Genomic DNA, 15673 nt, shown 5'->3' with positions numbered 1-15673 from the left:
CGCCTTCGCCCCTTCCGCCGCGCCCTCCGCTCCTGTCGCTTTCTCTGCTTCTGCTGCTGCCTCCATGCGTTTGCCGACCACCCGGGCGAGGGTCATCGCCGCGGGCAGCGGGCGGACCATCACGGTCAGGCCGGTGACCAGGCCGGTGTCGCCGAACCTGAGCAGGTCGAGTCCCTGGACGGCCTTGCCCGCCACCCGGGCGGTGAAGATCAGCGCCTGCGCGGGCGGGCCGGCGCCGTTCGCGGACGAACCCACCAGCTCGTCGGTGTAGCGGAAGTCCTCGAACACCTCCAGCAGGACGCCGAGCAGCGCGGCGACCGCGTCCCGGCCCAGGTAGGGCTTCACCATCACCGGGCTGTTGAACTCGATGCCCGGGTCGAGCGCATCGGTGATGGCGGCGAGGTCCTTGGCCTCCACCGCCGATCGGAATGTTCCGGGAACCGTCATCCGAGCTGCTCCCTTCGCTTGCCGGATCAGTCCGCCGCCCGGGGCGGGGCGGCGCCGGCGGGGGACGCGCCCGGTGCGGCGGCCGGGCCGGGAGCGGGGACCGCCGCGTGCGCGAGGTCCTGCGCCCAGGCCCGGTAGCCGGCGGGCGACGGATGGAAGCCGTCCGAGGCGAACAGCCGGCGGTCGCGGGCCATCGCCTCGTCCATGGGAGCGTGCATGGCGCCGCCCGCCGCGGCCGCCTCCCGCATGATCCGGTCCATGGTGCGCGCCCGCGCGCCGAGGACGGAGCGGAGCGGCTGCGGAAGGGCGGGGAACCGGTGCACCGGGGGCATCCCGGCGACGAGCACCGTCGCGTCCGCGTACCGGTCGCGCACGACGGCGATGAGCTCGGACATGTCGGCCGTCCACCGGCGCAGCGGGCGCCGCCGGATCAGGTCGTTGATGCCCACCGTCAGGACGACGAGGTCCGGCGCGCTGCCGTCCGAGCCGCCGTTCGGGGTGCCGTTCGCGGGGCTGCCCGCCGGGCCGCCGTTCAGCAGCGGGACGATCGCGGTCGTGATCTTCCGGGCGGTCGCGCCGTTCTCGCCGGTCACCGACCACGCCACGCTGCGCCGCAGGCGCTCCCGCAGCGCCTCCGCCAGGAAGCCGGGCAGCGCCTCGGCGTGCCTGGACGCGCCGACGCCCACGGCGGTGGACTCGCCGATCACGACCACCCGGTAGGCCGGGCCCCTGCGCGGGTCGACGCCGGAGACGAAGCCGTGCTCCGCACCGGTCGCCGGATCGAGCCGCGGCGTCCGGCGCACCGTCCGCCATGCCTGCGCGACCAGGACGGGGGCCAGCGGGATCAGCATCATCGAGCGCGGGACGCGGGCGACGGCGAATGGTCTTTTCATCTGTTTCCCAGACTGCTGGATCGGGCCCCCGAGGCTCAGATCACCCGCTCGCTGAGCAGGCTTCGTGCGATGTTCGCGATCACCTCCGCGACATAGGCGTGCCCGCGCGGGTTGAGATGGATTCCGTCCGCGCTCCACATCACGGGGTCGGCGACTTTCGCCACCGTTTCCCGATCCGGAAAAATCATTCCGAACTCGTCGCAGGCCCGCGCCAGCTCCGCATTGAAGTCGCCAATCCGCTGGACGGTCCGTTTCTTGCGGAACTGCGAGATCGGGGATATGTCCAGCAGCGGCGGCCGCGGCACCGGGATGGCGAGGGCCACCGCGCCGCGGCGCAGGGCCCAGCCGAACAGCTCGTCGAGCCGGCGGGCCGCCACCGCCGGCTCGTAGCCGCGCAGCGCGTCGTTCATCCCGCAGCCGAGCACGACCAGCCGCGGCCGCAGTTCTCGGACCGCGGGCAACTGGTCGCGGGCCACGTCCTCGACGGTCGCGCCGGGGTCGGAGACGTTGAGCATCTCCGCAGGGGGTATCCCCAGGTGACGGGCCAGCCGACCGGCCCAGCCGAGCCACCCGCCGGCCGGATCCGGGTCGTCCTGGCCCTCGGCCACGCTGTCGCCGAGCACCACCATGGCGGGCCCGGCGGCGCCGGCCTCGGGCCGGCCGCCCATCACGCGACGAGGTCGAGCAGGTAGTCGGTGAGGTCGGTCACCGTCTCCCTGCGTCTGGCCTCGGCCACGTCGACCTCGACCTGCAGGTGGTCCTCGATGTCGCTGATGATGCTGATGGCGTAGACCGAGTCCACCCCGTAGCGGGCGAGCTCGACCCCCGGATCAATGTTTTCGGCGGGCCTGTCCAGGTAGAAGGCGATCCTGTCAAGAAGCCACGATTGCAACTCGGCATGGGAAATCGTTTCCGATCGGGTCACCGCACTCCTCCTTATGTCAGAGGATCATCGAATCAATCGCGATAGCTATCGGAAGACGAGCAACACGCAAGATACAACCAAATGCGGGGCGTGTCTCGGCACGGATGTGAACGTACGGACACGGGCATGTCTCCGTCCCGTAAACCTAGTCAGCGGCGCGGTAAAAACGGCGACAAGTTACCGCTTGGTAACCAGTTCCGTTATGGGCCCAGCGGACGCCGGCCGGCCACGCCGTTCCCGCCCGTCCCACCGATCCGTCCTCCCCCGCGGGACGTCCGGCGGCACGCTACCTGCGTCGTTTCCCAGCAGGCGCCGCCCGGACGGCCGGCACCGGCCGCCGACGTATGGGCACGTTCCATGAGAATTTCGGACAACCCCACATACGCGTCCACCACGGCCCAGTCAGCGTCGGCTTACCACTCGGACAGAATCACCTGTCCCCACCGCAGCAGCGCTCAGGCCGTCCGGTCACGCACCGGACGCCGGGCCGGTCAACCGGCTGGCGACGGGGTTGGGCTCGCGCGCCTGCGCGAGCCGGTCCATGACCGCGTGCGCGTGCCGCGACCGCCAGCGGTGCGCCGCCAGGCGGTGGAACGCGGCGAGGTTCGCCGCGGAGGGGCGGTCCCCCTCGGTCAGCTCGTAGCCGTGCTGGAGCAGGCGGTCGGCGAGGACGTGCTCGACGAGATCGGCCTCCCAGTCCTCCATGCGCTCGCGCCAGGCCCCGATATGGCGGGTGTTGGCCGCCTCGTGCGTGTTCAGGTGCCAGATGCGCGTGGACGGCACCGTCTGCCGGGCGTGCTGGTACGCCTTCGTCATCTCGGGGTCGTACTCCTCGCCGAGGAACGCGCACAGCTTCACCAGCGCGTCCTCGGGCTCCGCGACGAGGTCCTCGTAGCGGAACTCGTAGAAGGTGCCGGGCCCCAGCCGCGTCTGGAGGCGCCGGCCGGTGTCGACCGCCTCCCGCCAGGTCAGCGCGGCGGCGTAGATGTCGCCGTCGAACCAGGGCATCCGCGTCAGGGAGCTCACCGCGTCCCGGCCGTCCCGGACGAGGTGGACGAACTGCGCGTCGGGGAACATGCGCCGCAGCGTCGGCACGCGGCGGAAGTAGCTCGGCCGCTTGTCCCCCCAGCGCGGCTTGCCGTGCCGGCGCGCGTAGGCGCGGAAGACGGTCGCGAGCGCGGACCCGAGCGTCGGCGGCGCGTGCACGATCTCCTCGACCACGTCGGCGGTGTCCAGCTTCAGGACCTTGAACTTGGTGTCCTCGCCCTTGGTGATCCACTCGGCCAGCGCCCGCCGGTTCTCCGGCCGCTCCAGGTCGCCGAACTCGTGCCGCGCCGCGTACGAGGTGTGCACGAACCGCGTCTCGGACGGGAACGCGATGCGCCGGTGCGAGTGCAGCATCTGCTGCAGCAGCGTCGTCCCTGATCGCGGGCACCCCAGGACGAAGATCGGGCGGCACGACTCCGTTGTCATGGGCGCCGAACGTACCCGCGGCCCCTGGAACGAACCTCAGCCGAACCTCAACGTAAGCTGAAAGTTCGCGGGGATATCCCCTCACCAGCGGATATACCACCATCGCGGCGGGCATCCAGCGCAAATGACTTCCCCTTTCGCGAGAGATAAGCTAAAGTAACTATCGGTGTGCCGGGAAGTCTGGTCGGCGAGGCAGGATATGTCTCCGACCAGGAGGGTATGGATGAACCCCCGGCACTTTCTCTTTGCGCAGGCTCCGCCGCGCATAGCCGCCCAGTTTCTCGCCAGGCCGTACGGCCGCCGCTGCGTGACCTGGGCGCACGCCTTCCCAGATAGCTGAGCACGTCCCTGCGCTTCGTGTAGCGAAGCCTTCCTTGCGGGCCGGACGCCGTCCTCTCGCGTCCGGTGCGATCCATGACGTCTCAACGCGGAAGCGTGCTTTCCATGGGTGAATTCATTAATGCTGCGCTCGTTTTCCCGACGGCGCTTTTCACTTTCTCCCTCCTGGTCGTCGCCGGGTACTGGACGCTCGTCCTGCTCGGCGGACTGGATCTCGACTTCCTCGGCGCCGGTACCGATGCCGACACGGGGGCCGGTACCGGCGCCGAGGACGGACCGGTCGCCGAGAGCCTCGCGCTCCTCGGCCTCGGCGGCGTCCCCGCCACGGTCGCGCTGTCGCTGCTGATCGGGCTCGCCTGGTTCGTCAGCCTGGCGGGCGCGGCACTGTCCGACGGCATCGTCCCGCGCGTCCTCACCCTCGCGGCCGCCCTGGCCGCCGCCTGGTTCGGCACGCGGCTGGCCGTCCTCCCGCTGCGCCGCGTCTTCCAGGGCTCGGCGCAGGCGTCGCTCCGCGACTTCGTCGGGCTGCCCTGCGTGATCCGCACCGGGCGGGTCGGGCCGGACTTCGGCCAGGCGGAGGTGACCGCGGCCGACGGCTCGTCGGCGATCGTCCAGGTGCGCCAGCCCGCGGTGGACGTGCCCGTCGCGGGCGCGGCCGAGGGCACCGGCCTCACCGCCGGCAGCACGGCACTGATCTTCGATATCGACCCGGACGGCCGGTTCTTCTGGGTCATGCCGCACGACGCGGCGTCCGGCCTCCGCTGAACCCATCCCCCGAAAGAGAGGGATCCCGATGGACACCATCACGATAGGAGCCGGTGTGCTCCTCGCGCTCGCGCTGCTCGTCACCCTCGGCCTCGTGCTGATGGTGACCCGGTTGTTCCGCAAGGTCGACCAGGGCCGCGCGCTCATCATCTCCAAGCTCAAGAAGGTGGACGTCACGTTCACCGGCGCGATCGTCATGCCCGTCCTGCACCGCGCCGAACTCATGGACATCTCCGTCAAGACCATCGACATCGAACGGACCGGACGGGACGGGCTGATCTGCAAGGACAACATCCGCGCCGACATCCGCATCACGTTCTTCGTCCGCGTCAACAAGACCGTCGAGGACGTCATCAAGGTCGCGCAGGCCATCGGCACCGAACGCGCGAGCAGCCGGGAGACGCTGCAGGAGCTGTTCGCGGCCAAGTTCTCCGAGGCGCTGAAAACCGTCGGCAAGCACCTGGACTTCGCCGACCTCTACACGCGCCGCAACGAGTTCCGCGACCACATCATCCGCGTCATCGGCACGGACCTGAACGGTTACAGCCTTGAGGACGCCGCGATCGACTACCTGGAGCAGACCCCGCTGCTGTCCCTGGACACGTCGAACATCCTGGACGCGCAGGGCATCCGGAAGATCACCGAGCTGACCGCGATCGAGCACGTCCGCACCAACGAGCACGCCCGCAACGAGGAGAAGGAGATCACCCGCCAGAACGTGGAGGCGCGCGAGGCGATCCTCGAACTGGAGCGCCGCCAGGCGGACGCCGAGCTGCGCCAGGAGCGGGAGGTCGAGACCGTCCGGGCCCGGGAGACCGCGGAGATCGAGCGGGTCCAGGCGGAGGAGCGGCTGCGGGCGCAGACGGCGCACATCCGCACCGACGAGCAGCTCGGCGTCCAGCACGAGAACAAGGACCGCGAGGTGTCGGTCGCGGCGAAGAACAGGGAGCGCGTCCTCGCCATCGAGAGCGAGCGGATCGAGAAGGACCGCCTCCTGGAGGTCATCGCCCGCGAGCGGGAGACCGAGCTGACCCGGATCGCCGCCGACAAGGAGGTGGAGGCCGAGAAGCGGGAGATCGCCGATGTCGTCCGGGAGCGGATCGCGGTCGAGCGGACCGTCGCCGAGCAGGAGGAGGGCATCAAGCGGCTGCGCGCGGTCGAGGAGGCCGAGCGCGCCCGCCAGGCGGTGGTCATCCACGCGGAGGCCGAGGCGCAGGAGAACCTCGTCAAGGACATCAAGGCCGCCGAGGCCGCCGAGGCCGCCGCCGCGCACCGCGCCCGCGAGGAGCTGACCATGGCGCGGGCCCGCCAGGAGGCGTCCGAGCTGGACGCGCAGGCCAAGATCCGCCTGGCCGAGGGCCTGCGCGCGGAGGCCGCCGCCACCGGCCTCGCCGAGGTCCAGGTCCGCGAGCGCGGCGCCGAGGCCATCGAGAAGGTCGGCCGCGCCGAGGCCGCCGTCGCCCAGGAGAAGGCCCTGGCCGAGGCCGCCCGCATCAGCGGCACCCTGAAGGCCGAGGCGGAGGGCCTGCACGAGAAGGCCGGCGCGATGGCCGCGCTGGACGAGGCGTCCCGCCAGCACGAGGAGTACCGGCTGCGCCTGGAGGCGGAGAAGGACGTCCGCCTCGCGGGCATCGAGGTGCAGCGCCAGGTCGCCGAGGCGCAGGCCACCGTCCTCGCCACCGGCCTGGAGCAGGCCGACATCAGCATCGTCGGCGGCGACAGCGTCTTCTTCGACCGCCTCGTCGGCTCCATCGCGCTCGGCAAGAGCGTGGACGGCTTCGTCCAGAACTCCGACGTGGCCCAGTCCCTCGCGGGCCCCTGGCTGGACGGCTCGTCCTCCTTCACCGACGACGTCTCCCGCCTGCTCGGCTCCATCGACACCGGCGGCGTCCGCGACCTGACCCTGTCGGCGCTGCTGCTGCGCCTCATCAAGTCGGGCGGCCCGGAGTCGGCCGGCCTCCGCGACCTCCTGGACACCGCCCGCACCCTGGGCGTGGCCGACGCCCCACTGTCGGAGTTCAACGCCACGGCCCTGACCACCAACTGAGGCAGAAGGGAGAGAGCGGTGACCGAGGAGGACCGGGGGGCCACGGGCGCGGGCGAGCTGGATCACGGGACGTACGAGGTGCTGCGCGACCGGCTCGGCGGGCATGCCGGGGAGCTGGCGCGGCGGGCGGAGGCGCTGAACGCGCGGCGGCTGGAGGTCTTCGGCGGCGCCGAGCTGCGGCTGGCCGGGACCGCGCGGATCCGCACGGCCCACAACTGCGTGCCGCGGGACGTGGTCGCGCTCGGGGGCGTGATGCTGTTCGGCTGCAACGTCTTCCTCGGGCTGAAGCCTGAGACGTCGGTCGACGACGTCTTCTCGCTGCACCGGTTCACCCGCGGCGACGACGGGATCGCGTTCGTCCAGGTGGGGCCGGAGGCAGTGCCGGGGCTGCTCGACGACCCGCGCTTCCTGCGTGACTTCGCCGACATGTACCGGTACTACCGGCAGGCCCGGTTGCTCCAGTTGCGGCTGGTGGACGGGCGGCTGCTCGCGGTGTTCCAGACCGGCCCGCGCCTGTCGGATCTGCGCGTCCTGCGGTGGCGGACCGCGCCGGACGGGACGGTCGCCTACGAGGACAACCAGGGCGAACGCGACCACGCGTTCCCGCAGGCCCACGACGTCGACTGGGCCGAGACCACCCGGGACGACCACGTCCTCGGGCGGCACCCGCACATCTCGATCGAGGGCGAGGTGTTCGTCGAGGCCATCGGCGGCACGCTGACCGTCAAGATCGAGGACAACACCGGCACCGGTGAGGGGATCTACGCCGAGCCGGTGGACGAGCCCCTCCAGTCGCTCGCGGACGCGGACGTCCTGCACGCCCGGGTCGGGGCACTGATCCTGCTGCGGATCCGTCCGTACAACGAGCGGGCATGGCGGCACCTGGTGTTCAACGTCCGCACCAAGGAGGTCACGCGGGTCGACGGGATCGAGCAGGCGTGCCGGCGGCTCCCCGGCGACCACGGGATCGTCTTCCCGGGCGGCTACCACCTGGACACCGGCGCGGCGAAGACCTTCGACACCGACGTCACGGGCCTGGAGTACGAGCGGGTCGTCCGCTCCCCCAACGGCGAGGACGTCCTGTACGTCTTCCACTCGCGGGAGGACGGCCGGTCGCTGCTGCTGCCGTACAACATGATCCGCAAGCGGGTCGCGACGCCCATCACCTGCCACGGGTACTCGCTGTTCGAGGACGGGACGCTCGTCGTGATGCGGGCGCTCTCCGGCGAGCCGTCCCGCGTCCACCCGATGCAGATCTGGGCGACCCCGTTCGTCTCGGACGCGCACGCCGCCGCCCGGCCGGCCGGCACCGGGCCGCTGGAGCGGGTCGGGAACGCCGAACTCGTCCGCGGTATCTCCGAGTGCCTGTCGGTCGCCAGGATGGTGGACGAGATGGCGCCGTCCACCCGGGTGTTCGAGGCGCTGATCGCCTCCTGCACCCGGGCCGCGGATCTGTACCTCTGGCTGGCCGACGATGACCTGGGCGGCATCGCCGCGCCCTTGTCGGACGTCCGGTCCACCGCCGGCCGGGTGCTGGACGAGTACGAGAAGGTCCGGGCGCTCACCGAGCAGGCCGTTTCCGCTGTTTCCGAGGCCGCCTCCGACATCGCGGCCCTGATCCGCCGCGCCCGGGCCGGGGAGCCGTCGGCCGCCGACGGCTGGATCTCCCGGCTGGCCGGCTTCCGCCGCACCCAGGGCCGCCTGGAGACGCTGCGCGGCCTCCGCTACGTCGACGCGTCCCGCCTCGACGAACTCTCTGAAACCGTTGGAACCGAACTCCGCGAGGCCGGGCGGGGAGCGGTCGAGTTCCTCCAGGGCGAGGACGCCTTCACCGGCTACCACGCCGAGGTCGAGCGCATCACCGACGCGGCCCGCGCCATCGCGACCGCCGCCGACGCCGCGCCGCTCGCCGACCTGCTCGCCGCCCAGAACGAAGGGCTGGAGGTCGTCACCGAGGTCGTCGGCGACCTCGACATCACCGACGCGACCGTCCGGACCGCGATCCTGGAGCGGGTCGGCGAGGTGCTCGGCGGCCTCAACCGGGCCCGCGCCGTCCTCGGCAACCGCCGCCGCGACCTGCTCGGACGCGAGGGGCGCGCCGCGTTCGCCGCCGAGCTGGCGCTGCTCGACCAGTCCATCGCCGGCGCCCTGGCCGCCGCGGGCACCCCGGAGGGCTGCGACGAGCAGCTCGGCCGCCTCCTCCTCCGCCTGGAGACGCTGCAGGCGCGCTTCGCCGACCTGGACGAGTTCCTCGCCGATCTGGAGACGAAGCGAACCGAGGTCTACGAGGCGCTCTCGTCCCGCAAGCAGACCCTCCTGGACGAGCGCGCCCGCCGCACCGACCGGCTCACCGAGTCGGCCGAGCGCATCCTGTCCGGCGTGCGCCGCCGTGCCGCCGCGCTCGCGTCCGCGGAGGAGGTCGGCACCTACTTCGCCACCGACGCGATGGTGGCCCGGCTCCGGTCGATCGCCGGCGAGCTGCGCGCGCTGGACGACGACGTCCGCGCCGAAGAGCTGGACGGACGCGTCAAGGCCGCCCGCCAGGAGGCCGGGCGCGCCCTGCGCGACCGCCTCGACCTGTACGGCGACGACGGCGGGACGATCCGCCTCGGCCGGCACCGCTTCGCGGTCAACACGCGCCCGATCGAGCTGACCCTCGTCCCGCACCGCGACCGGGTCGCCTACGCGATCACCGGCACCGACTACCGCGCCGCCGTCCGGGACGAGACCTTCGCGGCGACCCGCCGCCTGTGGACCCAGACCGTCGTCTCGGAAACGCCGGAAACATACCGGGCGGAGTATCTGGCCACGTCGATCCTGGCTTCGTCTCCGCTCGAAGACCTGCGGCGGGCCGCCGCCGACGGCCGCCTCCTCGCCCTCGTCCGGGACGCCGCGGCCGACCGCTACGACGAGGGCTACGAGCGCGGCGTCCACGACCACGACGCGGCCCGCATCCTGGAGGCGCTGCTGCGGCTCCGCGCCGAGGCGGGCCTCCTGCGCTACCCCGCCCCCGCCCGCGCGGCCGCCCAGCTCTTCTGGACGCACGGCCCGGACGAGACGGAACGCCGGACGTGGACGACCCGGGCGCGATCACTCGTCCGCGCCCGCCGGGCGTTCGGCCGCGCCGACGCCCTCACCGCGCTGACCGCCGAGCTGACGTCCGCCATCACGGAGTCCAACGCGCGCACCGGCCTGCCCGCGCCCGGCCCGCTGACCGCCGAGTACCTGGTCGAGGAACTGGCCACCGCACCGGACGGCTTCGTCACGAGCCAGGGGGCCCGGACCCTGCTCAAGAGCTTCACCCAGGCCCTGGGCGCCACCGCGTTGGACGACGACTTGCGTGCCGCCGGGACCCTCTCCGCCCGCCACCAGCTCGTGGAAGCCTGGCTCACCGCCTTCCTGGGAACGAGCGCGGACGCCGACGCGGCCGACCTCCCCGAAGCCGTGGCCGTGCTCCTCTGCCCGTCCGCCCGCTACGACTCCCCCGCCGCGCTGACGGCCACCATCGACGACCTGCTCGGCGACCACCCGCGCATCACCGACCGCCGCCTCGACCTGCGCCTGGACGAGACGCTCGCCCGCACCCACCGCTTCCGCACCGAGCGCGTCCCGGAGTTCCGCGCGTACCAGAAACAGCGGAACGACCTGATCGCGGCCGAGGAGAAGCGCCTCGGCCTGGCCGATCTGAAGCCCCGCACGATGAGCGCGTTCGTCCGGAACCGCCTCGTGGACGAGGTGTACCTCCCGCTCATCGGCGACAACCTCGCCAAGCAGCTCGGCGCCACCGGAGACGGCAAACGCACCGACCAGATGGGCCTGCTGCTGCTGATCTCGCCCCCCGGCTACGGCAAGACGACCCTTATGGAATACGTCGCCGACCGCCTCGGCCTCGCCCTCGTCAAAGTGGACGGACCCGCGCTGGGCCACGACGTCACATCCCTGGACCCGAAACAGGCCCCCAACGCGACCGCTGCCCGCGAGGTCGAGAAAATCAACTTTGCCCTCGAATTGGGCAACAACGTCCTGCTCTACGTGGACGACATCCAGCACACCTCGCCAGAACTCCTGCAGAAGTTCATCTCCCTGTGCGACGCCCAACGCCGCATTGAAGGCGCCACCCGCACCTACGACCTGCGCGGCAAGCGCTTCGCCGTCTGCATGGCCGGCAACCCGTACACCGAGTCGGGCCTGCGCTTCCGCATCCCCGACATGCTCGCCAACCGCGCCGACGTGTGGAACCTGGGCGACGTCCTCTCCGGCAAGGACGACCTCTTCGCCCTGAGCTATATAGAGAACGCGCTGACCTCGAACCCCGTCCTGGCGCCCCTGACGACGCACGACCGGAATGACGTCGAACTGCTCGTCCGCCTGGCCTCGGGCGACGAGACCGTCCGCCCCGACCGCCTTTCCCACCCCTACTCCCAGACCGAACTGGACGAGATCCTCTCCGTCCTCGAAAAGCTGCTTCACGTCCAGCAAGTGGTCCTGACGGTGAACCGCGCCTACATAGCCTCTGCCGCCCAGGACGACGCGTCCCGCACCGAGCCGCCATTCCGCCTACAAGGCTCCTACCGCGACATGAACAAGCTCGCCGAACGCGTCCTCCCGGTAATGAACGCGGCCGAACTGGAGGCGGCGATAGACGACCATTACAAGGCCGAATCGCAGACCCTGACCTCCGACGCGGAAGCCAACCTGCTGAAACTCGCCGAACTCCGCAACACCCTGACCGCCTCCCAGCAAGCCCGCTGGACGGACATCAAAGCCGCCCACCAACGAGCTCGAACCCTGGCAGGCAACACCGAAGACCCATCCGTAGGCGCCCTGCTCCACCTGGCGGACAAACTGACCGCCATAGAAACAGCCCTCAGGGGCGGTCCAGGGCAATGGAGTTGAACAGCGTCAGTTCAGCAGATGCGGGGTAGCGGGTCGCCTACCAGGAGGTCGACGATGCGGGTGCCGCCGAACGCCGTCTTCAGCAGGACGAGGCCGGACGGGTCGTCCTTGACCTGGCCGATCACCGCCGCGTCCTCGCCCAGCGGATGGCCGCGCAGCGCCGACAGGGCCGCGTCCGCGGCCTCGGCGGCGACCACGATCACGGCGCGGCCCTCGCAGGCCACGTACATCGGGTCGATGCCGAGCAGTTCGCACGCCCCCCGCACGGCGGGGCGGACGGGGATCGCGTCCTCGTCCACCACCACGGCCAGGCCCGCATCCGAGGCGAGCTCGTTGAGGACGGTCGCCACACCGCCCCGGGTCGCGTCCCGCATCCGCCGGACGGCGCCGGGGCAGGCGCCGGCCACGTCGGCGAGCAGGCAGTTCAGCGGCGCGGTGTCCGAGCGGAGGTCGGCCTCGATGTCGAGTTCGCCGCGCGCCAGCATGATGGTGACGCCGTGCTCCCCGATCGGCCCGGTGACCAGGACCGCGTCGCCCGGACGGAGGTCCCCGGGCGGCCGGGAGCGGACGACCCCGACGCCGGCGGTGTTGATGTAGCAGCCGTCGGCCTTCCCGCGCTGGACGACCTTGGTGTCGCCGGTGACGATGTCCACCCCGGCGGCCCCGGCGGCGAGCCGCATCGACTCGGTGATGCGGCGCAGGTCGGCGATCGGGAAGCCCTCTTCGAGGATGAAAGCGGCCGACAGGTGCAGCGGTCGTGCCCCGGAGACGGCGAGGTCGTTGACGGTTCCGTTGACGGCCAGGTCGCCGATGTCGCCACCGGGGAAGAACAGCGGGGACACCACGTAGGAGTCGGTGGTGAACGCGAGGTCGGCGCCGTTCACGGTGAAGCCGGCCGAATCGTCCAGCCGGTTCAGGAGCGGGTTGTCGAACGCCTCCTTGAACACCGCCTCGATCAGTGTGTGGGTGGCCTTGCCGCCGGAGCCGTGCGCGAGCGTGATGGTGTCCTCGCGCAGGCGCGGCCTGCTGCGGCGGGCACGGTCGATGCGTTCGAGGACCTGTTCCTCGCGGATCGTCATCGGGTGGCCTCCTTGACCCGCTCCCGGGTGAAGCGGCCGAAGTTGTAGTAGGCGGCGCAGGCACCCTCGGACGAGACCATGCAGGTCCCGATCGGCGTCTCCGGGGTGCAGGCCGTTCCGAACACCTTGCACTCCCACGGTTTCAGGACGCCCTTGAGCACCTCGCCGCACTGGCACGCCTTCGGGTCCGCGACGCGTCCGCCTGGAATGTCGAAGATGCGCTCGGCGTCGAAGGCGGCGTACTCGTCCCGCATCCGGAGCGCGGAGTGCGAGATGAAGCCGAGGCCGCGCCACTCGAAGTAGGGGCGCGGCTCCATGGTGCGGCCGATGACGTCGAGGGCCTTGGCGTTGCCGTCCCACGGGACGACCCGGCCGTACTGGTTCTCGACCTCCGACCGGCCCGCGGCGAGCTGCGCCAGCAGCATGTGGACGGACTGGAGCAGGTCGAGCGGCTCGAACCCCGCGACGACCAGCGGCTTTCCGTAGTCATCGGTGATGAACGAGTACGGGCGGCAGCCGATGACGGTCGACACGTGGCCGGGGCCGATGAAGCCGTCCAGCCGCAGGTCCGGCGAGTCGAGGATGGCCTTGATCGCCGGGAGGATCGTCACGTGGTTGCAGAACACCGAGAAGTTCGTGACCCCGGCCGCCGCGGCGCGCAGCACCGTCATCGCGGTGGACGGCGCGGTCGTCTCGAAGCCGATCCCCATGAACACGACGCGCCGGTCCGGGTTCTGCTGCGCGATCTTGAGCGCGTCCAGCGGCGAGTACACCATCCGGATGTCGGCGCCCTTGGCCTTCGCGTCGAAGAACGAGCCGTCCCCGCCCGGCACCCGCATCATGTCGCCGAACGACGTCATGATCACATCCGGCTGGGACGCGATGTGGATCGCGTCGTCCACCCGCCCCATCGGGATCACGCACACCGGGCACCCCGGACCGTGGACGAGCGAGATGCCCTCCGGCAGGTAGTCCTCGATGCCGTGCTTGTAGATGGTGTGCGTGTGGCCGCCGCACACCTCCATGAACTTGTAGTGCCGGCCCGGCTCGCACAGGGACGCGATCGACGCCGCGAGCGCCCGCGCCTTCCCCGCGTCCCGGTACTCGTCGACGAAGCGCATCAGTCGATCCCCGATTCCCGCAAAGCGTCGATCTCGTCGTCGTAGGCCGCGCCGATGCCCTCCAGCAGCGTCAGCGTGGCCTTCGCCTCGGCCTCGTCGATCTTGGACATGGCGAAGCCGACGTGGATCAGGACCCAGTCGCCGGCGGCGAGCCCCTCCCCGTCCAGCAGGCCGATGTTCACCGCCCGCCGGACGCCGGTCACGTCGACCTTCGCCAGCGGCCGGTCCGGCATGATCTCCACGATCTCGCCCGGTATCGCCAGGCACATCAGAGAGCCTCCTGCGTCAGTTCCCGCTGCGTGAGTTCCCAGAGGGCGTGGTAGACCGTCGTCTGCGCCTCCTGGATGCGGTGGACCGACGACGACGGCACGACGAACAGGTGGTGCAGGCCGGGCGTCTCCGCCATCTGCCCGCCGGTGTATCCGGCGAGGCCGACCGCGACCATCCCGCGGCGCGTCGCCTCCCGCAGCGCGGCGATCAGGTTGTCGGAGTTCCCGCTGGTGGACAGCGCCAGCGCGATGTCGCCCGGACGTCCGAACGCGGCGAGCTGGCGGGCGAACACCACCTCGAACCCGACGTCGTTCGACAGCGCGGTGACGACGGCGACGTCGGTCGTCAGCGCCAGCGCCGGCAGCGGCCGCGCGTCCCCGCCCGGATTGAGGAACAGCGCGGCGACGTCCTGCGCGTCCGTCGAGCTGCCGCCGTTGCCGAACGTGAACAGCCGGCCGCCGGAGCGGAACGCGTCCGCCATCCGCCGGGCGCACGCGGCGAGGTCCTCGCCGTACTGCTCCAGGACGGTCTCGCGCAGTCGGACGATCTCGTTGGCCTTCTCCACCGTCGAACGGCGGACATCGTCCATGAGGGTGTCCAGCCCCGAGCCTCCCGAGTAGAGGAACGGATAGAGCATGTCGGTCACGTCACGACCCCGATCGCCTCCTTGGCGTGGACGAGCACGGTGTCGCCGACCCCGGCTTCCACCAGTGCCACGCTGACCTGTTCGAGCCGCCCGTCCCCGGCGTCGACGTCCGCGAGGCCGCCGTCGAGCAGCCGCACGACGACGACCGGGACGGCCTCGTCCGCGCAGGTCACGCAGTGGTCGCCCGTGCACTCGATCATCCGGTCACCTCCTGGCCGAGCACGCCCGGCTGCTCCAGGAACACGTGGACCAGCTCCCAGAGCATGTGGTAGGCGGTGACGTGCACCTCCTTGACGACGCGCGGGTCGTCCGACGGCACGGTGACCAGGTGGCCGGCCGTACCGGCGAGCGCTCCCCCGTCGCCGCCCGCCAGCGCGACCGTCAGCATGCCCAGGTCGCGGGCGTTCTCCAGGCCGCGCAGGACGTTGCCGCAGCGGCCGTCCGGCGAGATCCCGAACGCGATGTCGTCCGGCCCGCCGAAGCAGCGGATCTGGTGCGCGAACACGTCGTCGAACCCGGCCCCGGCGCAGACCCCGGTCAGGGTCGCGACGTCACCGGTGAGCGACAGCGCGGGCAGCGCCCGCTTGCCGACGATCACCGGATGGACGAACTCGACCGCCACATGCTGCGCGTCGGTCGCGGCGGCGCCGTTGCCGAACGTGAACAGCCGCCCCCCACGGTGGAACCGGACCGCCATCGCATGGCAGGCGGCGGCGATCGCGTCAGCGTCCCCGGCGAGAGCGGCCCCCGGCCCCGCCCGCCGCCCGAACAC

Annotated in this window: 14 protein-coding genes; 3 read left to right on the top strand and 11 right to left on the bottom strand. The window is 71.4% G+C overall.

What is annotated here, in order from left to right:
* The 5 genes from E1293_RS33485 to E1293_RS33465 form a co-directional block, all read right to left on the bottom strand.
* A partial coding sequence (locus tag E1293_RS33485) for a nuclear transport factor 2 family protein (RefSeq protein WP_132201777.1) occupies positions 1-447 on the bottom strand: 447 nt, incomplete at its 3' end.
* A 26-nt stretch (positions 448-473) separates the two neighbouring features.
* Complete coding sequence (locus tag E1293_RS33480) at positions 474-1340, bottom strand: SGNH/GDSL hydrolase family protein (protein ID WP_132201775.1); 867 nt, start codon at positions 1338-1340, stop codon at positions 474-476.
* 35 nt (positions 1341-1375) lie between these two features.
* Positions 1376-2008, bottom strand: a complete 633-nt coding sequence (locus tag E1293_RS33475) for an SGNH/GDSL hydrolase family protein (protein ID WP_132201773.1) — start codon at positions 2006-2008, stop codon at positions 1376-1378.
* The gene (locus E1293_RS33470) at positions 2008-2265 is read right to left on the bottom strand and encodes an acyl carrier protein (RefSeq protein ID WP_132201771.1); all 258 of its coding nucleotides are present in this window, start codon (positions 2263-2265) and stop codon (positions 2008-2010) included. Before E1293_RS33470 ends, E1293_RS33475 begins: the two co-directional genes overlap by 1 nt.
* 468 nt (positions 2266-2733) lie before the next feature.
* Positions 2734-3738, bottom strand: a complete 1005-nt coding sequence (locus tag E1293_RS33465; RefSeq protein ID WP_132201769.1) for a sulfotransferase family protein — start codon at positions 3736-3738, stop codon at positions 2734-2736.
* Between the two features lie 444 nt (positions 3739-4182).
* Between E1293_RS33465 and E1293_RS33460 the strand changes: the two genes are divergently transcribed.
* The 3 genes from E1293_RS33460 to E1293_RS33450 are packed head-to-tail and all read left to right on the top strand — an operon-like array spanning position 4183 to position 11785.
* Complete coding sequence (locus tag E1293_RS33460) at positions 4183-4842, top strand: hypothetical protein (RefSeq protein WP_132201767.1); 660 nt, start codon at positions 4183-4185, stop codon at positions 4840-4842.
* A gap of 28 nt (positions 4843-4870) precedes the next feature.
* Positions 4871-6889, top strand: a complete 2019-nt coding sequence (locus E1293_RS33455) for a flotillin family protein (protein ID WP_132201765.1) — start codon at positions 4871-4873, stop codon at positions 6887-6889.
* A gap of 18 nt (positions 6890-6907) precedes the next feature.
* Complete coding sequence (locus tag E1293_RS33450) at positions 6908-11785, top strand: DNA repair ATPase (RefSeq protein WP_132201763.1); 4878 nt, start codon at positions 6908-6910, stop codon at positions 11783-11785.
* Between the two features lie 11 nt (positions 11786-11796).
* Here E1293_RS33450 and hypE read toward each other — a convergent pair whose 3' ends face one another.
* The 6 genes from hypE to E1293_RS33420 all read right to left on the bottom strand — a co-directional run.
* Positions 11797-12864 (bottom strand): hydrogenase expression/formation protein HypE, encoded by a 1068-nt coding sequence (gene hypE / locus E1293_RS33445; protein WP_132201761.1) that lies wholly within the window; start codon positions 12862-12864, stop codon positions 11797-11799.
* Positions 12861-13985: a hydrogenase formation protein HypD gene (hypD, locus tag E1293_RS33440; RefSeq protein WP_132201759.1), complete on the bottom strand. Its 1125-nt coding sequence runs from the start codon at positions 13983-13985 to the stop codon at positions 12861-12863. Before hypD ends, hypE begins: the two co-directional genes overlap by 4 nt.
* A complete protein-coding gene (locus E1293_RS33435; protein ID WP_132201757.1) occupies positions 13985-14254 on the bottom strand; it encodes a HypC/HybG/HupF family hydrogenase formation chaperone in 270 nt (89 codons plus the stop codon). The genes hypD and E1293_RS33435 overlap by 1 nt, the downstream gene beginning before the upstream one ends.
* Positions 14254-14892 carry a D-sedoheptulose-7-phosphate isomerase gene (locus E1293_RS33430; RefSeq protein ID WP_132201781.1) on the bottom strand — a complete coding sequence of 213 codons (639 nt, stop codon included), beginning with the start codon at positions 14890-14892 and terminating at the stop codon, positions 14254-14256. The genes E1293_RS33435 and E1293_RS33430 overlap by 1 nt, the downstream gene beginning before the upstream one ends.
* 5 nt (positions 14893-14897) lie before the next feature.
* Positions 14898-15101 (bottom strand): HypC/HybG/HupF family hydrogenase formation chaperone, encoded by a 204-nt coding sequence (locus E1293_RS33425; protein WP_132201756.1) that lies wholly within the window; start codon positions 15099-15101, stop codon positions 14898-14900.
* The coding region (locus tag E1293_RS33420; protein WP_341770227.1) for a D-sedoheptulose-7-phosphate isomerase at positions 15098-15673 on the bottom strand (576 nt) is incomplete at its 5' end. The genes E1293_RS33420 and E1293_RS33425, both read right to left, overlap by 4 nt.

Source organism: Actinomadura darangshiensis (genome assembly GCF_004349235.1).
Taxonomy (GTDB): Bacteria; Actinomycetota; Actinomycetes; order Streptosporangiales; family Streptosporangiaceae; genus Spirillospora; species Spirillospora darangshiensis.
Note: the sequence above shows the minus strand (reverse complement) of the source record. Positions and strands in the feature narration are given on the sequence as shown.